Origin of the sequence: Pantoea rwandensis (assembly GCF_000759475.1) — a bacterium.
GTDB lineage: Bacteria > Pseudomonadota > Gammaproteobacteria > Enterobacterales > Enterobacteriaceae > Pantoea > Pantoea rwandensis_B.
In genome coordinates, this window is sequence record NZ_CP009454.1 from 3,006,116 (window position 1) to 3,027,468 (window position 21,353).

A 21,353-nucleotide genomic window follows, 5' to 3' on the forward strand; every position below is an offset into this window, starting at 1 on the left:
CATATTGATATTGGGATAAGTTTATCCAATGTAAAATCCCATATAATGGAAGTTAAGATTAAAAATCACACAAAAAGCCAATAGGAAATATTTAGTTACATATATTGCACTGTTGATCTTGAACCTTTTGTGTCATTTTCTTTTCACCCCGATGACGGGGATACAATTAAAAAATATCACAGGGTAAATTATAAATGATGAAGCGCTCCTTACTGGCAGCAGTGATGCCTTTACTGCTGGGACTTTCTTCGGCTCAGGCCGCCGAAATCTATAACAAAGATGGCAACAAACTGGACCTGACCGGCAAAATCAACGTTTCGCATCTGTTCTCTGACAACGACAGCGCAAACGGTGAAGTCTCTTCCTATACCCGCCTGGGCTTTAAAGGCGAAACCAAAATTAATGACCAGCTGACCGGCTATGGTCAGTGGCAATACCAGTACAGCCTGAGCAACTCTGAAGGCAGCGATGCTAACTCAGGCAACAAAACCCGTCTGGGCTTTGCGGGTCTGAAAATTGCTCAGTTCGGTTCAATCGACTACGGCCGTAACTACGGTCTGGTGTACGACGTACTGGGCTACACCGATATGCTGCCGTACTTTGGTGGTGATTCAGGTTACACCGATGCGTTCTTGTCAGGCCGTTCTACCGGTGTGCTGACCTGGCGTAACAAAGATTTCTTCGGTCTGGTGAAAGGCTGGAACTTTGCCGCGCAGTATGAAGGCAAAAACGAGCGCTCTGACAGCGCAACTGCCAGCAACCTGGCGGTACGTCGTTCGAATGGTGACGGCTTTGCGTTGTCAACCTCCTATGATTTCGATTTTGGCCTGAGCATTGTTGGTGCTTATGCGAACCTCGATCGTGTCACTGCACAGAACACCGCAACCTACGGCCGTGGCGATAAAGCGCAGAGCTGGGCAGCCGGTCTGAAATACGATGCCAACCAGATTTACCTGGCGACCATCTATGGCGAAACGCAGAACGCGACGCCGATCGGTAATAACGGTTTCGCTAACAAAGCGGTTAACTTTGAAGCCGTTGCACAGTATCAGTTCCTGAATGGCCTGCGTCCTTCACTGGGCTATGTGTCTTCTCGCGCGAAAGATGTCGAGAACAATGTAGGTGATACTGACCTGTTCAAATACGTAGCCGTTGGCGTGACTTACTACTTCAACAAGAACATGTCTGCTTATGCAGAGTATAAAATCAACCTGTTGAAAGATAATAACGCGTTGAACATCAACACTGACGACGTAACTGCTGTTGGTCTGGTGTATCAGTTCTAAGTGAGTATCCCTCATTGCATACCGGCTAGTGTCGGCTGGGTATGAGCAAAGGGCAGCGTAAGCTGCCCTTTTTTATTGTCGTTATACAGGTACTCAATCGTGATTGAGGACGCGATAACTGACTGTTTCCGTTATTACTCTTCATGATTTTACACTCATGGAGAACACGCTAATGATTCGATTTTGTATTTGTGCACTTATGCTGATGATGTGTGCATCGCTTGCACAGGCAGCTACGGGCTTTCGTCAGATAACACTTGATAGCCAGGGCAATCGTCCGCTCAATGTTGCTTTTTGGTATCCCACTGCAGCCACGGGCGTCTTAGAAGATGTGGGTGAGAACCCAGCGTTCTATGGTGAGTCGGTTTTACGCAATGCAACGCCTCGTCCCGGACAGCATCCTTTAGTCCTGCTGTCTCACGGCTATGGCGGTAGCTGGCGTAACCTCAACTGGTTGGCGCATGCACTCACTGTGCAAGGATATATCGTCGCTGCCCCCAATCATCCCGGTACAACAACTGAGAATCGCGATCCTGCTACTGCCCGGAAACTTTGGCTGCGTCCAGATGATATCAGCCGGGTACTGGACCGATTATTGGCAGACGAACACCTGGCAGGAAAGGTTGATCCATTGCGCATCGCCGCCATCGGCCACTCACTTGGAGGGTGGACAGTAATGGAGTTAATCGGTGCCCGGTTTTCGTCAAACAGATTTGTTCAGGATTGCCAGAACCACGCGCCGCTATCAGACTGTCAATTGATTGAGACTTTGGGTATCAGCAACACGAATACCGCTTCTTTATTAAATGCTCAATTAGGTAGCCCCCACATCAAAGCGGCTATATCGCTCGATCTGGGTCTGGCGCGCGGATTCACGCCAGATAGTTTGGCAAGGATTTCTGTGCCAGTGCTGGTATTATCCGCAGAACAAGACAGTGTTGAACTTCCCGCCTCACTGGAATCCGGCTATCTGGCGCAGTATCTTCCGCCTCAACAGACACCGTTTTCACGTATCAGCGGCGCAACCCACTTTAGTTTTATGCAGCGCTGTAAACCCCATGCTGCTGAGTTGATTGAACAGTCTTCCCCTGGCGATGGCATCATTTGCCAGGATCAAGGCAGCCGGAGCCGTGCCGATATTCATCAGGAGTTAATCGCCCGTATCACGCATTTTCTGAGCGCGGCATTGAACCGGCCTGCTGACGAAATGCACTCGGCGTCTGCCCGCTGATGCGGAGAAACTCGCGATTGAAATTTGATTTGGTGGTGAATCCTGAAGCCAGCATCACCTCCGTAACCGGCAGTGAACTGCTTCGGAGCAACTGCTGCGCATGAGCGATGCGAAAACCATTTATCCATTGAGAAACATTACAGTGGTAAGTCGCATTGATCGCACGCGAGATGTGACGCGAGGGAATACCGGCTTTGCGCGCCAATAGATTCAACGTGAGTTGTGTATTAAGGAACAGGTCATCCTGCCGCAGTCGATTTTCCAGTTGCAGGCACAAAGCTGCCTGCTCAGGCGTCTGCAACGGAGAAGAATCGGGCAGTACTGTCTCAATACTCACTTCCCGGGGGCGAGTACGTGCTGCAAATACAATCGCCAGGCTAAGTAAAGGCAGCATTAAACTTTGCATTATCGCGATGATTTGCGGCACAAGCTTGCCCTGATGCAAAGTGAATTCGAGCGCCACCAGCAAATCTGTCATACCAGAGAAGCAAAGAAATACACCGGCGGTAAGAGCCATTTTTGCCGCCAGCCCGACTTCGCTGATGCGCGCATCGCTTAATCGATCCCCACCGCCTAAGCCCAGAAAAATCAACGCTGCCCCGTATCCGATGTAGAGCACAAATAGCACGCTATCAATGGTTGGTGGCCAGCACTGCATAATGATGATGGCCAGCGCGGGCGGGACGATTTTCCAGCGTGAATAGTTCTGAGTCGTATGCGGGCTGAAACAGTACCAGGCCAGCGCTGGAAGCAGCGTTGCCAATAACACGCGCAAAGCCATGAGTGGCGTTGACGGCAAGATCCAACGTAATGCTCCCACCGCCAGTAACAGTGAGCAGACGACCAGAAATAACAGCGTGGTTTGGTGGCGTTGCTTATCGTTCGCCGCTAAGGTCACGATTAAAATCAGCAGCACCAGTAGCGTAACCAGCGGAACCGGAATTGAAGGCATGCAATAAGAACCCATTCCTGACAATAAGCCGCTATGTTACCGGGTTCATGCAGTGAAGTGGCATGAATTTCGTCGATGACCGTTTTAAGGCGCCAGCAAATCGAAACGATTATCCTCTCCGGAATTGATGCTAAACGGTTCCTGTAATTGCAGCGTAATCCAGTTGGAGGTCACCCGGCTGCCCTTGCTGTCTTCCAGCGTCACAGACAGGCGATAGCTGTTGGTGGCGTCAGATGCGCTGTTCCACGTGGGCATAATAATGCTCCATCCTTGCGGATCGTTAGGATTCGCACCCGGCGTTAAGCTCAGTGCCTGAGTGTCGCCCTGCCAGACCACTTTAGTGATCGGATTGGCATTACGGATTTGCAATTTCAGCGGCAGACTTTCACCGCCGTTTAATTGCCATGGCGGCGTAGCGAGGAACACGGATAAAGTTTTGCGCTGACGATATTCCACCACCGGCGTAGTGTTGCGGGTGACCATGTCGTAACGACTGCCACGCAGCGAACGCGCTTCTGCCACGTTATCGGCACTCAACTGCTGGCTCAGCGGCACGCCGAAGCGATAGTTAAGATGCAAACCCAGTTGGTCCTGACTCTCACCTTCATTACTGGTTTTGTGGCTGGCAGAGAGTGTGACCAACGGCACAGGCGTGTAGGAGACACCAAAGGTCAGCGCCGAAGGATTGTGATAGGTGTTGCCGCTACTAAACAGATCCACATCATTGCCCAGATACTGCTCCCAACTCACTGACATCCCAAGCTGGCGATAGAAAGGCAGATAGCCCTGGGTGGTGAAATCGTAGCCGCGTGCTAAACGCTGCTGCTGGAAAGGATCGCGATTTTGCCAACCCGACAGTGGCGTGTAGTAGTTAGCCGAGAAGCGCAGGTAATCGCCCCACGCTTCGGTGCCCACTGAAGCGCGCTGCAATCCGCTATTAAACATGCGGTCGACAAAACCGTTGTAACCCAGCAGCCATTTACCCGCCGTCCAGCGTTGTCCCAAGCCGATATTGCCCACCAGCCCATCATCCGTTTGATGAAAGCCCACTTCACTAAAGGTCAGGTATTGGTAGCGATCGGCCCACGGCGTGAGTAGCGAAGCGCCACTGCCGGTGAAGTTACCGTCCATATCGACGTTAAAATCGATTTGCGCTTTACCATAAGGCGACAACAGGGATTGGCCTTCATCCACCACGCGGTTCGCCACTTCATCGCGGAAATGGTTAAACGCCCAGATGCCCGCCTGATGACCAAAAGTGTTGTCGCTGGTGCTGTCCTGACTGGCTTCACCAATGCTCTTGGCGATGGTGGCCAGATTCTTGCTGAAGGCCGCATTCTCGTCTTCATAGCCAAGTGCGGGTAGATCGCTGGCCATTTTCTGGAAGCGTTCGGGATCGCTAAAGGGCGCATCAGCAACGTGCGTGTCAGTGACCAACGCCAAAGCCGGTGCAGTGAAAAGCAGCCCCGTTGCGGCAGGCAGCATGCGCAGTGATTTGAAAGCGGAAAAAACAGATGTCATAGCAAAAACAGGCTTTTATCCAGTTTAGAATTTGAGGTGGCTCACAAAACTGTACTGGAATACCCTAACACATTCTGCCGACTTTGCAGAAAAGGCTGGGCTGAATTAGGACATTGCCTGATTAGCAAATGCACCATTTTCTCTTGATCACCAAATCGCTCCGCATCGCGTAATGTTCGTCAGTTCAGCGACAGGTGATAACGCAGTCTGCCGCCGTATAGGGGCTGGCCTGCTCTGAAGCTTCAGTGATTATTGTGAAAAAGGGCACGGTAGTGGTGGCCTGAGCATCTCTACTGCTGCAAGGGCTATCCGCAGCGCTGAGGCTTTTACGTTGGGTCAGGAGCCAGGCGCAGGGAGGCGACTGGCAGTTCGGGTTGGCCTGGATGGCCTTACCCGAACGATCCGCCGGCACGACGTGGAAGCCGAAGGCACCGCGTCAGCGGCGCGAGGACAGCCCGGCAGCAGCAGAGGTGCTCGGGCCCGCACTCCAATATGCTAACCCACACGAAAAAAGCTGCCACTTTTAACAGCGACAGCTTTTGCAAATAGGGCTTTAACTCACGAGCATTCCCCCCTCCCCCACAGAGCGCCCTGCGTCAAGCCCCGCCAGGCGCTTACAGCTGCTGCGATTAGGAGAAAATCAGCCCGCCATCCACGTTGATGGTTTGACCGGTAATGTAGCGCGCATCATCCGACGCGAGAAACGCCACCAGCCCGGCGACATCTTGCGGCTGTCCGGCGCGTTTCAACGGAATATTTTCCACCCATTCCGCCATCAACTCGCCTTTGCCATACTGCTTTTTATCGCTGCTGAGGATTTCTCCCCATACGCGATCGTTGTAATCCCACATCTCACTTTCGATGATGCCCGGACAAAAAGCATTGACGGTGATGTGCCATGGCGCCAGTTCCAGCGCCAGACTCTGAGTAATACCGATGACACCCATTTTGCTGGCCGCATAATGTGGCGTGTAGATAAAGCCCTGCCGCCCCTGTCCTGATGAGGTGTTGATCAGGCTCCCGCTGCCCTGCTTCACCATGTACTTTGCCGCCTCACGACAACACAGCCAGACGCCGGTGGTGTTCACTGCCAGAATTTTTTCGAAATCGCTTTTCGGCATCGCATCAAAGCGATCGATGGTGATCACGCCAGCGTTCTGAATCGAAACATCAATGGTGCCAAAGCGCTCAGCGGCCTGCTGATAAAGCTGCTGCACTTCGGCTTCATTGGTCACATCCACCTGCAGCGCCAGAATCTCACCGCCAAACTGCTCTTCCAGCGCCCGCGCCGTGGTGAATACCCGATCCGCGTTGGACACCATCACCAGTCTTGCACCATCGCGTGCAAATCGTGCGGCAATGCCCGCGCCAATCCCGCGGCATGCGCCGGTAATCACCACCGTTTTTCCACTAAAATCGCGTGTCATATTGCCTCCTGTTATCCATGCGTTGCTTCAGGCAGGGCGGCCGATTGCTGCTTTTTTTCATGTCTGCGCAGCAGCACCACCTTACTTTGTAATTTTTGCTGGAACTGGTCGATCACCACGGCGGTGACAATCACCAGTCCTTTAATCACCATTTGCCAGAAATCGCTGACGCCCATCATCACCATGCCATCGGCGAGGAACACGATAACAAAGGCACCGATGATCGAACCTGATACGCGCCCGCGCCCTCCTGCTAACGCAGTTCCGCCTAACACCGTCGCGCCGATGGCGTCCATTTCGAACATGTTGCCGGTCATCGGGTGCGCAGTTTGCAGCTGAGATGCCACGATCAATCCCACCAGCGCAGCGCATAAACCGGAGAAGGCATAAACAAACACTTTGACCTTGATGATCGGTACACCGGCCAGGCGTGCCGCAGATTCATTGCCGCCAGTGGCATAGATGTAACGCCCCAGCGGGGTTTTACGTGTCAGATAGAGGCCGAGCAGCAGGAAGCCGATCATCAACCAGATAGGGATGTAGACACCAAGCACACTGCCCGATCCCAAAAACGCGAAACCGGTATTACCCAATGCTGGCATCCCCACCAGATTGGCGTAGGTGCTGCCATCGTTGAACAGCAGCGCGGCCCCGCGAGCCACATACATCATGCCGAGGGTGCAGATAAAGGGTGCCACGCCCAGACGCGTCACGACGGTGCCGTTGATCAACCCCAGCACAATGCCAAACAGCGCCACCACCAGAATCACTTCCGGCACGTTAAAGAACAGCGTGTTGCCGCCCCATAGCGGCACACCATTGGTGAGCAAAGCCCCCGCCACCATGCCGCAGATGCCCGCCACCGCACCGACCGACAGATCGATGCCACCGGTCAGGATCACCAGCGTCATGCCAATGGCCAGCAGCCCGGTGATGGCCACATGCTGCGTCATGATCAGTAAGTTTGAGGTGGTCAGGAAATTAGGCACCATAAAGCTGAAAAAGCCGACCACGATCAGTAACGCGATAAAGGTTCGCGCTTTCAGCAAGTACATATAAAGCAGGTATTTCTGGTTCATTTATTGATCTCCTGCGGGCTCAATCATGCGGTGTTGAGGCGCTAATCAGCGCTTCTCGCGTTGCCGCGCTGCGCTGTAAGTCGGCGGTAATACGGCCATCGGCCATCACCAGAATGCGATCGGCCAGTGCCATCACCTCGTCCAGTTCAGAAGAGGAGAACATCACCGCCAGACCTTGCTGTGCGAGATTGCCAATCAGGTGGTACACGTCCGTTTTGGCCCCCACATCGATCCCGCGCGTGGGTTCATCCAGCAACACCACTTGAGGGCCCGTCATCAGCGCTTTTCCCAGCACCACTTTCTGCTGGTTGCCGCCGCTGAGTGAGGTAATCGGCAGTTCCGGATCGCTCACTTTGATGGCGAGATGACCAATCATTTCATCGACGCGACGCTGCTCTTTGTGGGGATTGAGTAAGCGCAGCGCACGGCGAAAACCGCGCAAGCTGAGATCGCTTAACGTCATGTTGGCAGTGATGGACATCAACTGCACCACGCCTTCTGTTTGTCTATCTTCCGGTACCAGCGCAATGCCTTTCTTTAACCGCTGCTGGAAATTGCGTTTATCCAGCACTTCGCCATTCAGGCTGACGCTGCCAGACTGGCAGTGCATCATGCCAATCAGCCCTTTAAACAACTCCGTGCGTCCCGCGCCCAGTAAACCGTAAATGCCGATCACTTCACCCTTGCGCAGTGAAAACGACACATCATTGAGCTTATAGCCACCATTCTGATGCAGTGCCGTCAGACCGTTGACGTGCAAAACGGTTTCGCCCTGAGCCGCGGGCTGATAGTCGAAGTGTTTTTTCTTGTCGCCGACCATCTGTTCGATGATCCAGGGAACCGAAGCGTCACGCACTTCTCGCTCGCTGATAAAGCGACCGTCACGAAAAATGGTGATGTGATCGCCAATTTCCATCAGCTCTTCCAGCCGATGCGAGATATAGATGATGGTCACGCCACGCCGCTTCAGCTGGTCAATGACGTTGAACAGCACTTTCACTTCAGACTGGCTCAGCGCACTGGTGGGTTCATCCATGATCAGCACACGCGTATCTTTGGACAACGCCCGGGCGATCTCAACCAGCTGCTGATGGCCGATGCCCAATTCCCCCAGCTGCGCATAAGGGTCAACATCCAGCTCCAGTCGCTCCAGCAATGATTTCGCCAGCGCATACTGATATTTTTCATTGATCACGCCGCGCTGGAAAAACTCGTTGGCGATAAAGATGTTGTCCATCACATTCATGTTGGGGAACAGGTTGAGTTCCTGAAAAATGATGCTGATACCGTGCTTTTCCGCCTGATGGGTGGAACTGAGCGACACCACTTTGCCGTCCAGCAGAATTTCACCCGATGAAGGGGTTTCCACGCCTGCCAGCATTTTCATCATGGTGGATTTACCGGCACCGTTTTCGCCAATCAGCACGTTCACTTTGTTGCGATAGACGCGGTAATTCACCTGATCGAGTGCGGTCACGCCGGGGTAAATGCGTGACACATTACGAGTTTCGATGATCACGTCACTTTGAGGATTTTGCATACCCGCTCCTTACTGCCGCACGATGGCAGCAGGTGTGACATTCGGCACCTGTTCAGGCGTATCGAAGCTGCTAAACACGCCGGAAATTTGCACTTTATCGCCGACTTTGGGCTTGAAGGCGCTCATCATGTTGGCTGCCTGCTGATTAATGGCGCGGCTGTAGTCGCCAAACAGCACCTGATCGTTGAAGTCCTGATAGCTGGCCCCTTTATAGGCATCACGCAGCACCGTGCCAGGGAAAATCGGACCGACCTGCACCGTCACGTTATCGCCTGATACATCTTTCACCGTCATTCGGCCATTACGTGAAGTGGTATTCACCGCCGTAACTTCACCACTAACCTTGACGCTGAAGACACAGGGGTTCTCTTCCTGTGCGCGGTAGCCGTAGGTTTGACAGGCGCTGTCAAAATCTTTGGCGGACTTCAATGCATTCAGCAGTTCAGCCACCGGCTTCGCATCGTGCTGAATCTGCGGCACCAGTTTCTGCTGCCAGGTCTGAGCAATATTGGCCATTTTAGGATTGGGGGGATTTTTCAGGTCGGCCAGCTCCTGCTGCGACACAATGCGGCAACCGCTAAGGATCACGATAGGAAGCAGTAACCAGAGTCGTTTGTGCATCACATTCTCCTGGGCGCCTGCTGTGCAGGCGCACCGATTATTGATTACGACTTGTAGTTAAAGTCCTGCACACCTTTAGCATTGTCCGGGGTGATCAGAATGCCGCGGAACATCACGCGCTGCTTCTCTGGTTTCACCCCTTTCTGGATGAAGTTGTCGAGGTCGGTCACGCCCTGCGCAGCAATAGCCTGTGCCTGCAACATCACCGTGGCTTTCAGATCGCCTTTTTCTACCGCATCACGCTCGTCGTTGCTGCCGTCGATACCCACCACGGTGACATCGGTGCGGCCTGCGGCTTTAAGTGCCGCAATTGCACCCAGCGCCACTGGGCCGTTACCGCAGATCACGCCTTTCACATCAGGATGAGCCTGCAGGATGCTGTCCATGATGCGTTTGCCATCGATCAAGGTGCCTTTCGCATCCTGACGCGCGACAGATTTCATATCCGGATACTGATCCAGCACCTGGTGGAAGGATTTCGAGCGGGTGACGCAGTTGTTGTCAGCGAGGTTACAGGTCAATTCGGCATAGCTGCCCTTTTCACCCATTTTCTCCACAAACACGTTGGCCACATCAGAACCCGCCTGGAAGTTGTTGTGGGTGATCTGCGCCAGCGCCACATCGTCTACCGGAATCTCACGGTTGATCAGCACCACGGGAATACCCGCATCTTTGGCTTTTTTGATTGCCGCGACGCTGGCGGTGGAGTCGGCGTTATCCAGCACAATGCCCTGCACTTTTTTACCGATGGCGGCATCGATCAGTTCGCTCTGCTTCTTAACGTCTTCACCGTGCGACAGCACGCTGGTTTTATAGCCCAGCTCTTGCGCTTTCAGGTTGGCGCCTTTGGCTTCGGAAGCGTAATAGGGGTTATCCAGTGAGTTCACCAGAATCATGATGGTGCCTTTGTCGGCAGCGAAACTGGATTGGGCGATCAGGCAACTGGCAATGGCGGTGAATAACAGGGTACGTTTTTTCATGTTCGTGCTCTCTCATTGTTTTGTTGTTATTGCAGGGTTGAGGCCGTACTGGTGCTGGCGCGGCATTACCAGATGGTGAAGCCGCCATCGATCATTAAATCTGCGCCGGTGATCATGTCGCTGCCGTTGCTGGCGAAGAACAGCACGGCAGCGGCAATTTCATCGGTGTAAGCAAAACGCCCTAGCGGGATCAGTTTTTTCATCTGTTCGCCTTTCTCACCGCGCCAGGCCTTTTCGCCCATCGGCGTCAGCACCACGGTGGGTGACAAGGTATTCACGTTGATACGGTGTGGTGCGAACTCTTTGGCCATGACTTTGGTCATACCGAGCAGACCCGCTTTGGCAGAGGTATAGGCCACGTGGTTATCAATGGCGATGGAAGCGGCCTGTGACGCGATATTGATGATCTTGCCGCCCTTACCGGCGCGCACCATGCGTTTGCCCGCCGCTTGTGAGCAGAGAAAAGGACCCGTGAGATTAACGGCGATCTGCTTTTGCCACTCGGCAAAGTCGGTTTCCAGTACCGGCTGTAACATCACATAACCCGCGCAGTTCACCAGGATATCGATGTGCCCGTAATGCTGTTCGACGTGATCGAACGCCGCCTCCACCGAATCAGCATCGGTCACGTCACAGCACACCAGCAGCACGCGGTCAGCGGAGAATTGTTCCTGCACAGCTGCGACGCGGTCGCTTTCGAATGGAGGGTAAAGCAGGGCCAGTCGCGCACCTTTTTCTAACAGCACTGCGTTACTGGCCATGGCAATACCACCGAGGCCACCGGTTACCACCGCCACCTTGCCGGTGAGGTCCAGATCGGTATTCACGCCGTAGCGCAGGTTGACATCGTATTCCCCACTCATCCTTTCTCTCCTGTGTGCATGTTCAACGGCTCTGGTTATCTCTGGCCGGATAGGTTCGCAGTAACTTTGATTTTCGAACAAAAATATAAGCTATCGTTTCGCAATGGTTTGTGGGTGAGATCAAATTTCATACAAATGATTTAAACTATTTTTATCCCTCTGTATTTTAAGTAAATAACCAAATAACGCGTTTTTTGATATAGAAATAACGGCTGTCAGGTGTATGTGAAATCAATTGCATGGCTTTATCTTATTTTCATTCGAAAATGCATCTTTGTGCGAGCCGCCTCGCAAATCCCTGGCACGCAGAGTAAAATCATCACGGGTTTTCTTATGGCCAAAACCAGACCGTGATTGGAAAGAGGGAGCATTTCGATTGAAAAGCAAAACTGAGCAGCTGGCTGACATGCAGCAGCGTCGTGAGAAGATCCTGGAGATGATCCGCGAGGACGGCACAGTCACGGTTAAAGCGCTTACCGATACCTTTGGCCTGACCGAGGCAACCATCCGCACCGATTTGCGTATGCTGCAAAAAGCCGGGCATGTGCAGCGTTATCACGGTGGCGCCACGCTGATGACCGGTAAGCAGAACACCGGCGCACTGCTGCTTGAGCGTCAAACTCACCTTGATGAGAAAGAAGCCATTGGCCGACTGGCCGCGCAGTATGTGGAAAATGGGGATACGGTGATTTTCGATTCCGGCACCACCACCACCGCCATTGCCGAGGCGATTGGGCATATCCGTCGTTTATCGGTGATCACCACGGCGGTGAATATTGCGCTGAAGCTGGGGGGCGAACCGGGGATTAATATCCTGCTGACGGGCGGTACCTTCAAATTTCCGACACTCTCGACGTCCGGTGAAAAAGCGGCTTCTTTCTTTGAAAACGTGCTGGCCGAAAAGCTGTTTCTCGCCACCGCCTGTATTTCGCCGCGCCTCGGGTTGAGCTTCCCCAGCGAGACGGATATCAAAGTGAAGATGGCGATGATCAACTCCGCCAGTACGGTGTTTGTGGTGGCAGACTCCAGCAAAATCGATAAGGTGTCGATGTTTGCCCTGCCCTGTGACTGGAGCAAAATCCATTATTTGATTACCGATCGCGGGATTACGTCGGCGCAGATTGCGGCGTTTGAAGCGTTAGGTGTACAGGTGTTGGTGGCAGGTATTGAAGAGGCAAAAAAACGCGCGGTATTTTGAGCATTCATTCAGGGGCGGCCAACTCGCCGCCCCCGCAATGCTGATTAGAAACCTAAGCTATCCAGCAAATCATCGACCTGATCCTGGTTCGCGACCACGCCTGGTGCATTGGCATGGATCTGCGGGCCATTCAACAGGCTGCTGGCGTCTTTGCGCGCGGCAGCGTTGGCTTCAGGCATATTCTCCAGCAGCACCATCAGCAACTGACGCTCGATCTCCTGGATCACATCCATCATGCGCTTGATCACCTGACCAGTCAGGTCCTGGAAATCCTGCGCCATCATGATCTCGAGCAGCTGCTTGTTGGTGTACGAGGTATGCGACGGCACATCACTGAGAAATTCGCGCGTATCCGAAACCAACTCGCGTGCATCCGCCAGCTCAATCGGGTTTTCAAACCACGCATCCCAACGGCCTTTCAGCTGGTTGGCGCTGGCTTCCATTTTGTCCTGGTGTGGCTGCGCGGCTTCAACGCAGTTTAGTGCGCGTTCTGCCGCTTGCGCCGTCATCTGCACCACGTAATCCAGACGGTCACGTGCGTCCGGAATCGCTTCCGCCGCTTCGGCAATCGCCTGGTCTAACCCCAATTCGCGCAGGCTGTCGCGCAACATGCGCGTCAGCGAGCCGATACGGGTAATAATGTCGTGTGCCGAGGCTTCTTCGGTTGGTTTCGGAAGGTCGCTCATCACATCTCCTTACATACCCAGTTTTTCGAAAATTTTACCCAGCTTTTCTTCCAGCGTGGCTGCGGTGAACGGCTTCACTACGTAACCGCTGGCACCGGCCTGGGCGGCTGCAATGATGTTCTCTTTTTTCGCTTCGGCGGTGACCATCAGCACGGGCAGTTTGCTCAATGCCGCATCCGCACGAATGGTCTGCAGCAGTTCCAGACCGTCCATGTTGGGCATGTTCCAGTCGGATACCACGAAATCAAACCCACCCGCACGCAGTTTGGTCAGTGCATCAACACCGTCCTCTGCTTCTTCAACGTTGTTGAATCCCAGCTCTTTCAGCAGGTTGCGGACGATACGACGCATCGTATTGAAGTCATCCACCACCAAAAAGCGCATGTTTTTATCAGCCATATCTACTCCTGTGTTGTCTCGTCCGGCAGGACGGGCTCGTTAAATTCGCAATGCCTGTCCGGCGCTAATTTTTGCCAGCATGTGCTGACTGATGTGTCCTAAATCGACTACTTCACTGGCGCCGCCCATCGCAATCGCTTCGCGCGGCATACCAAAGACGACGCAGCTGGCTTCATCCTGCGCGATGGTCCAGGCACCGGCACGATGCATTTCCAGCATCCCGGCGGCACCATCGTTACCCATCCCGGTGAGGATGACACCCACGGCATTTCGTCCTGCGTGTGTCGCCACGGAACGGAACAGCACGTCAACCGACGGCTTATGGCGGTTCACTGGCGGTCCATCATTCAGTTTCACCACGTAGTTAGCGCCGCTACGGCCCAACTCCATGTGCATGGCACCCGGCGCGATATAGGCATGGCCGGGCAAAATACGTTCGCCATCTTCCGCTTCTTTCACGGTAATCTGGCACAGCTTGTTCAGGCGCTCGGCAAACGAGCGGGTAAAACCTGGCGGCATATGCTGAGTGATCAGCAGCGCCGGGCTGGTCGCGGGCAGCGGTTGCAGCACATGGCGAATCGCCTCCGTGCCGCCGGTAGAAGAACCAATCGCAATCAGCTTCTCACTACTGAGCAGCGGACCGGCTTTCAGCGTCACCGGGGCCAGCGTCGCAGGGCGCGCATGCAATTTCGCCCGGGCCGCTGCACGAATTTTATCGGCGATCATCTGGCTGTAAGCCAGCATCCCTTCGCGAATCCCCAACTGCGGCTTGGTAACGAAATCCACCGCGCCCAGCTCCAGCGCGCGCAGCGTCACTTCCGATCCTTTACCGGTCAGCGATGACACCATCACCACCGGCATCGGACGCAGGCGCATCAGCTTCTCCAGGAAGTCGAGGCCATCCATACGCGGCATTTCGACGTCCAGCGTCAGCACCTGTGGGTTGTACTGCTTGATTAAATCCCGCGCCACCAACGGATCGGGCGCGGTGGCGACCATCTCCATATCGGCGTGGCTGTTGATGATCTCCGTCATCAACTGTCGCATTAGCGCGGAGTCATCCACGCACATCACGGTGATTTTGCTCATCGTCTTTCCTTGGTCAATCCATAGACTGTCTGTCCACGCAGCCAGAACTCTTTACTGATCTGGCTGAAGTTCTCTGAGTGTCCAGCGAACAGCACACCGCCGGGCTTCAGCAGGGGAACGAAACGGCGCAGAATTTTTTCCTGCGTCTCTTTATCGAAATAGATCATCACGTTGCGACAGAAAATTGCGTCGAACGGACCCGGCAACGCCCAGTCGTTGGCCAGTAAATTCAGCTGCGAATAGTTCACCATGCTGGCGAGATCGGAGCGTACGCGTACCATGCCTTCATGCGGGCCAGTACCACGCAGGAAAAAGCGTTGCAGCTGCGATTGCGATAAGGTGCGCAGCTCTTCCTGGCGATACACCCCCGCCACGGCTTTTTCCAATACCTGTGTATCAATATCGCTGGCGTGGACCTGGAATTTGCCCGGTCCGGTGCCCAGCGTTTCGGCCAACGTCATGGCGATGGAGTACGGCTCTTCGCCGGTTGAGGCGGCGGTACTCCACACGCTGTAACTGCCACTGCGCTTACGCGCATGATCCGCGAGGATCGGGAAATGGTGCGCCTCGCGGAAAAATGAGGTCAGATTGGTGGTCAGTGCATTAATAAACGCCTGCCACTCTGCACTGTTCTGGTCTTGCTCCAGCAACGCCAGATAGCGACCAAAATCATCAATGTTCAGCGTGCGCAAACGGCGCACTAAGCGGTTGTAAACCATCTCCCGCTTGTGATCGGCCAGCACAATGCCTGCGCGTTGATAGATCAGCTGGCTGATACGACGAAAGTGCGTATCTGAGAGCGGCAAACGTTGCACCATTTGCGAGAGCAGCGTGGTCGCTTCACTTTGATCCAATAACGTCGATTTCTTCATGTCAGGTCACCCGGCAACAAACTGATTAAATTGTGATACTGCGATTACTGCTGTGCTGCCAGTTGGGCCGCCTTGCGGCGGCCACACGGATTAAAAGGTTTCCCAGTTATCGTCCGCGCTACGTGCACCTGCGGGTTGTGCCAGCGCTTTGACTGCGGCTGGACGCAAAGTTTTTGGCGCTGTAGATACGTTAACGGCCTGAGCGACAAATTCTTTACCAATATTGAACACCGCAACCGACTGTTTCAGTCGACTGGCCTGATCTTCCAGTGCCGCAGCCGCCGTGGCTGACTCTTCCACCAGCGCGGCGTTCTGCTGTGTCACCTGATCCATCTCGTTCACTGCCAGGCCAACCTGGTCGATTCCGCGACTCTGTTCATCCGACGCCGAGGCGATTTCGCCCATGATGTCGGTGACGCGAGTGACGGCGTTGACGATGTTGGTCATGGTTTCGCCTGCGCTCTCCACCAGCACCGAACCGGTGTTGACGCGACTCACCGAGTCTTCGATCAGGCCTTTGATCTCTTTCGCTGCCTGGGCGCTACGCTGTGCCAGACTCCGCACCTCGCCCGCCACCACCGCAAAGCCACGTCCCTGCTCACCCGCACGTGCCGCTTCCACCGCCGCGTTGAGTGCCAGAATGTTGGTCTGGAAGGCAATGCCATCGATCACACTGATGATGTCGGCGATTTTCTTCGAGCTACCGGTGATCTCTTTCATGGTGGTGACCACGCCATCCACCACTTTGCCGCCGTGCTGCGCGGTTTCAGAGGCAGTCAGCGCCAGCTGCGATGCCTGACGGGCGTTTTCGGCGTTCTGCTTCACGGTCGCGGTCAGCTGCTCCATGCTGGCAGCCGTCTCTTCCAGAGAAGCGGCCTGCTGTTCAGTACGTGAAGAGAGATCGTTGTTACCCATGGCGATTTCGCTGGCACCGGTGTAAATAGCGTCTGAACCATCACGCACGGTACGCACGGTATTCGCCAGCTCCTGCTGCATGTGCTGCAGTGAGGTCAGCAGTTCGCCCATCTCGTTGCGCATACTGACATCGATCTGCTGCGTCAGATCGCCACGTGCGATATGACGGATATGGTCGATGCTCTGTTTCAGCGGACGAATCAGCACGTTGCGCATACCGCTCCACACCAGCGCAATCACCAGCAGGGTCACCAGCAAGGTGCCGATCACCAGCATGATGGAGTGCTGATAGGCGCTCTCATTGGCATCAATACCCTGTTTAGCCAGCACGATGTTGTAGTTCAGCCATGCGGTGTAATCCTTTTCGAATTTATCCTGCATACCTTGCGTAGGTTGATCGACAAAGCCTTTGAAATTCCCGTTACCCAAGAAGTCAATCAGCTCGCCGAGTCCGCCGCGGAAGGCGTTGTAGTTGGCCTGCAGCGTCTTGACGTTCTCTGCGCTTTTGCCCTTCTCAGACAAATTCGCGTTAAACTCCGCAAAGGCCTGGTCAGCGGTTTTCAACTCCTCACTTGCCAGCGCGACCAGATCTTTCACGGTTGCGCCTGAGCCAGCCTGCTGGCTGTCCAGCAAATAGCGGATCCCTGCACGGTTCAGCGTGTTACGCGCCTGAACCAGCGATACCCAAGAGGTGCCCATCGCCCGTTGCAGCGTACTGAGACGCTGGTTGTAAGCAAAATTCTCTTTATCGGCTTTCACCGTGGTAAAAAACATCCCTCCGGAAAACAGCTGCAGCAAGGCAAACAGTGCCAGCACACATAACAGCCCGGAAACGACACGAATACGACTAAACATAAACACCTCATTGGTTGGCGGATCGCTCCTGTTATCGGCGTTCACAGGGGGATCTTTATGTTGTCTGCAACGGGTTGGACCAGCGGGAATTAAGGAGGATCTGGGATAAATTAACGTGTGCCGACAGGTGAACGGACGCACCTGCGTGCGCCCGGTTAAAAACGTTTAAAATGTCTCCCAGTTGCTGTCACTCACTGGCGCGGTGACCGTTTTGCGCGGTGTACTCAGCACCGGCTGCACGCTCGGTGACGCGCGCACCGCCGCAGTGGCCGGCGAGGCACGCGGCACGCGGAATACCGCCACTGACTGGCTCAAACGACTGGCCTGCTCTTCCAGCGACGCCGCAGCAGCGGCGGATTCTTCCACCAGCGAGGCATTCTGCTGGGTCACGCGATCCATCTCCGTGACCGCCTGGCCGACCTGATCGATACCGCGGCTCTGCTCATCCGACGCTGAGGCGATTTCGCCCATGATATCGGTGACACGCGTCACCGCGCCGACGATATCATTCATGGTTTCACCGGCGGTGCCGACCAGCTGCGAACCGCTGTTAACCCGATTCACCGAATCCTCAATTAAACCTTTAATCTCTTTCGCCGCCTGTGCGCTGCGCTGTGCCAGATTGCGCACTTCACCGGCGACCACCGCAAAGCCGCGTCCCTGCTCACCCGCGCGAGCGGCTTCAACCGCCGCGTTCAGTGCCAGTATATTGGTCTGGAAGGCAATGCCATCGATCACGCTGATGATATCGGCGATTTTCTTCGAACTACCGGCAATATCACTCATGGTACGCACCACGCCATCCACCACTTCGCCGCCTTTGCGTGCGGTATCAGAAGCACTGAGCGCCAGCTGAGATGCCTGACGGGCGTTCTCCGCATTCTGCTTCACGGTCGCCGTCAGCTGCTCCATGCTGGCCGCCGTCTGTTCCAGCGAAGCCGCCTGCTCTTCAGTACGGGCGGAGAGATCGTTGTTGCCCGCCGAGATTTCGCTCGCGCCGGTAAAAATGGCATCCGAGCCATCACGCACATGACTGACGGTACGCACCAGCGACTGCTGCATCTCATGCAGGCTGGCTGCCAGTTGGGTCATCTCGTTACGCCCTTCGACGGCAATATTCTGCGTCAGATCGCCAGAAGCGATATGGCGGATATGGCCCAGCAGCTGATGCAACGGTTGGATCAGCACGGTACGCAGACCGAACCAGCAGCCGACAATCACGAACACCACCACCAGCGCCACCATCACCAGCAGCCACATCATCATGTGGAACGCTTGCTGGTTTTGCGCCACGCCTTCCGCCGCCAGCGCGCTCTGCGCCGTGCGCCACTCTGCATAGGTGGCTTTCATCTTCAGCTGTTTAGCTTCAATGTTCTGCGCAAACATGCCCTGCAGATCGTTGGCTTTCAAACGTTCCAGCATCGCCTTCAGGCCATCATTAAAGGCGGCGTAGTCCGTTTCCAGGCGATCGCGCAGTACGTCCGGCAAGCCTGGCGTACCCGGCAGATCGTAGTAACGCTGATAGTGGCCCGCCGCGACATCCAGCTGCTTTTCAGTCTGAGCAATCAGCGCCTGAAGCTGGCCGCCATTCGCTTGTGCGGCCGCAGTACCCTGCATGCGCAGCATCGCGCGGTTTAATACGGTACGGGTCTGGTTGAGTTCAATCCAGGCATCGGACATCGCGCCGACGTTGTTGGTCGACGTCTGTGCCACGGCAAAAGCTTCTTTATCTTTTTGTAAGGCAGACCAGAACAATCCACCCGACAGTAACTGCAAAGCACCAAAGACCAGCAAGACTGCGATCAGGCTGGTGACAACATTGATTCGTTTTAACATGGGTTCTCCAAAGAGTGAGGCATTTCGGCTCCCGCTGTTATCGACCGCAGTTGTTAAATTTTGAGGGGCTTTAACGGATTTTACGAAATATAATTCTGCCAATAACTTTCTTTACAGTGTTTTATAACTAAAGAAATTGTCATTAAAAAAAATGCGCCTTTACCGAATAAACGATAAAAGCGCATTGATGTTGTGGGAATAAAGGGATATTGCGGCAGTGGGTGCGCCAGCGCACGCCACTGCAAGCGATTAAAACGTTTCCCAGTTACTGTCGCTGACCGGCGCCGTCACGGCTTTACGGGGTGCACTCAACACCGCCGGCGCGATCTGCGGATGGCGCACCACGGCACTGACCATGCCAGGCTGTTCGGCACGCGGCACACGGAACACCGCCACAGACTGGCTCAGACGGCTGGCCTGCTCTTCCAGCGAAGCCGCTGCCGCAGCAGACTCTTCGACCAGCGAGGCGTTCTGCTGGGTGACGCGGTCCATTTCCGTCACTGCCTGACCGACCTGATCGATACCGCGACTCTGTTCATCAGACGCTGAGGCGATTTCGCCCATAATATCGGTCACGCGGGTGACCGCATTGACGATTTCACTCATGGTTTCACCGGCGGTACCCACCAGCTGCGAACCGCTGTTGACGCGATTGACAGAATCTTCAATCAGACCCTTAATCTCTTTCGCCGCCTGGGCGCTGCGCTGTGCCAGGTTGCGTACTTCACCGGCCACCACCGCAAAACCACGCCCCTGCTCGCCAGCACGCGCCGCTTCCACCGCGGCATTCAGCGCAAGGATGTTGGTCTGGAAAGCGATACCGTCAATCACGCTGGTGATATCAGCGATCTTCTTCGAACTCCCGGCGATATCGCTCATGGTACGCACTACGCCTTCCACCACGTTGCCGCCCTTCTGCGCGGTTTCAGAGGCACTCAACGCCAGCTGTGACGCCTGACGGGCGTTTTCGGCGTTCTGTTTCACTGTGGCGGTCAGCTGTTCCATGCTGGCTGCGGTCTGTTCCAGCGAGGCGGCCTGCTCTTCCGTACGGGCTGAGAGATCGTTGTTACCCGCCTAGATTTCACTCGCACCGGTGAAGATCGCATCAGAGCCGTCACGCACGTTACTGACAGTACGCACCAGCGACTGCTGCATGTCATGCAGGCTGCTCGCCAGTTGGCTCATCTCATTGCGGCCTTCAACGGTAATACTCTGGGTCAGATCACCCTGCGCGATCGACTGAATGTGGGCAATGTTAGTGTTCAATGGATTAATCAGAATGCGGCGCAGGTTCACCCAGCACAATCCAATCACCACTAATACCACCACCATGATAGCGCCCAGAATCCAGCTCATGCGGCTGAAGGCATCGGCATTTTTTTCCTGGCCTTGTGCTGCCAGCTTCGCCACATCCTCACGCCAGTCGGTGTAAGTTTTCAGGAATTTGCTCTGGCTCGGTGCCACCGGCACGCTGCCCGCTTTTGATAGATCGTTAGCAATCAGCGCATCCTGCATCTGTCCCAATGCCGTGGCGTAAGCCGCATAGCCCTCATCCAGTTGCCCTGTGAGTTCAGCATTTTGTCCCGGTGTATCCGGAATCGCTTTATAGAGTTTGAAATTATCCGCTGCTTTTTGCTGGAACTGCTTGCTGTCGTTGAACAGCCCCTCAATATCCGGCTCTTTGTTGGCCAGTTTACTGGTGGCGATACGCAACTGGATGCGCGTCAACACAACACGGCTTTGGTTGAGGCTCATATAAGCATCATTCAGCGCCGAAAGGTTTTGGCTCGCTAGCTGCGACACATTGAAGCTGGATTTGTCGTCGTTTAATGCTTTGAGGAATATTGATCCGGATATGACCTGCAGCAGGCCAAACATCAGTAGCACCACCAGCAGACTGGTGACTACGCGAATTTTTTTTAACATAGATAGCCCTGGGAAAAGTAAGTAAATAGAACGCAGTATTTATCGGCGGGCGAGGCAGGGAGTTTAATGAAAGTTGT

The 21,353-nt window shown here is 54.5% G+C and carries 17 protein-coding genes and 1 pseudogene; 3 read left to right on the top strand and 15 right to left on the bottom strand.

Annotated elements, in window-relative coordinates; translation table 11 throughout:
* The first annotated feature begins 194 nt into the window (after positions 1-194).
* On the top strand, positions 195-1,286 hold the full coding sequence (locus LH22_RS13690) for a porin (RefSeq protein WP_038647379.1): 1,092 nt from the start codon (positions 195-197) through the stop codon (positions 1,284-1,286).
* A gap of 157 nt (positions 1,287-1,443) precedes the next feature.
* Positions 1,444-2,517 (top strand): alpha/beta hydrolase family protein, encoded by a 1,074-nt coding sequence (locus tag LH22_RS20295; protein ID WP_234465341.1) that lies wholly within the window; start codon positions 1,444-1,446, stop codon positions 2,515-2,517.
* On the opposite strand, the gene LH22_RS13700 is transcribed toward LH22_RS20295, so the two are convergent.
* The 8 genes from LH22_RS13700 to LH22_RS13735 all read right to left on the bottom strand — a co-directional run bounded on the left by LH22_RS13700 (position 2,450) and on the right by LH22_RS13735 (position 11,500).
* Positions 2,450-3,469, bottom strand: coding sequence for a helix-turn-helix domain-containing protein (locus LH22_RS13700; RefSeq protein ID WP_038647389.1), 1,020 nt, complete (start codon positions 3,467-3,469; stop codon positions 2,450-2,452). The genes LH22_RS20295 and LH22_RS13700 overlap by 68 nt on opposite strands.
* An 84-nt stretch (positions 3,470-3,553) precedes the next feature.
* Positions 3,554-4,990, bottom strand: coding sequence for a YchO/YchP family invasin (locus LH22_RS13705; protein ID WP_081946737.1), 1,437 nt, complete (start codon positions 4,988-4,990; stop codon positions 3,554-3,556).
* Positions 4,991-5,619: 629 nt separating this feature from the next.
* Complete coding sequence (locus LH22_RS13710) at positions 5,620-6,417, bottom strand: glucose 1-dehydrogenase (protein ID WP_038647391.1); 798 nt, start codon at positions 6,415-6,417, stop codon at positions 5,620-5,622.
* An 11-nt stretch (positions 6,418-6,428) separates the two neighbouring features.
* Entirely contained in the window at positions 6,429-7,496 is a 1,068-nt protein-coding gene (locus LH22_RS13715) for an ABC transporter permease (protein WP_038647393.1), read from the bottom strand.
* A 19-nt stretch (positions 7,497-7,515) separates the two neighbouring features.
* A complete protein-coding gene (locus LH22_RS13720) occupies positions 7,516-9,036 on the bottom strand; it encodes a sugar ABC transporter ATP-binding protein (protein WP_038647395.1) in 1,521 nt (506 codons plus the stop codon).
* Between the two features lie 9 nt (positions 9,037-9,045).
* Positions 9,046-9,657, bottom strand: a complete 612-nt coding sequence (locus LH22_RS13725) for a DUF2291 family protein (protein WP_034821806.1) — start codon at positions 9,655-9,657, stop codon at positions 9,046-9,048.
* Between the two features lie 44 nt (positions 9,658-9,701).
* On the bottom strand, positions 9,702-10,637 hold the full coding sequence (locus tag LH22_RS13730) for a D-ribose ABC transporter substrate-binding protein (protein WP_038647397.1): 936 nt from the start codon (positions 10,635-10,637) through the stop codon (positions 9,702-9,704).
* Positions 10,638-10,702: 65 nt separating this feature from the next.
* Entirely contained in the window at positions 10,703-11,500 is a 798-nt protein-coding gene (locus LH22_RS13735; protein ID WP_038647399.1) for a GolD/DthD family dehydrogenase, read from the bottom strand.
* 376 nt (positions 11,501-11,876) lie between these two features.
* On the opposite strand from LH22_RS13735, the gene LH22_RS13740 reads away from it, so the two are divergent.
* Complete coding sequence (locus tag LH22_RS13740) at positions 11,877-12,698, top strand: DeoR/GlpR family DNA-binding transcription regulator (protein ID WP_038647401.1); 822 nt, start codon at positions 11,877-11,879, stop codon at positions 12,696-12,698.
* A 44-nt stretch (positions 12,699-12,742) separates the two neighbouring features.
* Here the strand turns inward: LH22_RS13740 and cheZ are convergent, their stop codons facing one another.
* The 7 genes and pseudogenes from cheZ to LH22_RS13775 all read right to left on the bottom strand — a co-directional run bounded on the left by cheZ (position 12,743) and on the right by LH22_RS13775 (position 21,276).
* Positions 12,743-13,384, bottom strand: coding sequence for a protein phosphatase CheZ (gene cheZ / locus LH22_RS13745; RefSeq protein WP_038647403.1), 642 nt, complete (start codon positions 13,382-13,384; stop codon positions 12,743-12,745).
* A gap of 9 nt (positions 13,385-13,393) precedes the next feature.
* Complete coding sequence (cheY, locus tag LH22_RS13750) at positions 13,394-13,783, bottom strand: chemotaxis response regulator CheY (RefSeq protein ID WP_007892562.1); 390 nt, start codon at positions 13,781-13,783, stop codon at positions 13,394-13,396.
* A gap of 39 nt (positions 13,784-13,822) precedes the next feature.
* Complete coding sequence (locus tag LH22_RS13755) at positions 13,823-14,872, bottom strand: protein-glutamate methylesterase/protein-glutamine glutaminase (RefSeq protein ID WP_038647406.1); 1,050 nt, start codon at positions 14,870-14,872, stop codon at positions 13,823-13,825.
* Positions 14,869-15,744 (bottom strand): protein-glutamate O-methyltransferase CheR, encoded by an 876-nt coding sequence (gene cheR / locus LH22_RS13760; protein ID WP_034821825.1) that lies wholly within the window; start codon positions 15,742-15,744, stop codon positions 14,869-14,871. The genes LH22_RS13755 and cheR overlap by 4 nt, the downstream gene beginning before the upstream one ends.
* 90 nt (positions 15,745-15,834) lie before the next feature.
* Complete coding sequence (locus LH22_RS13765) at positions 15,835-17,514, bottom strand: methyl-accepting chemotaxis protein (protein ID WP_038647408.1); 1,680 nt, start codon at positions 17,512-17,514, stop codon at positions 15,835-15,837.
* Between the two features lie 165 nt (positions 17,515-17,679).
* Positions 17,680-19,350 carry a methyl-accepting chemotaxis protein gene (locus tag LH22_RS13770; RefSeq protein ID WP_038647410.1) on the bottom strand — a complete coding sequence of 557 codons (1,671 nt, stop codon included), beginning with the start codon at positions 19,348-19,350 and terminating at the stop codon, positions 17,680-17,682.
* A 249-nt stretch (positions 19,351-19,599) separates the two neighbouring features.
* Positions 19,600-21,276: pseudogene (locus LH22_RS13775) on the bottom strand (methyl-accepting chemotaxis protein).
* Positions 21,277-21,353 lie beyond the last annotated feature (77 nt).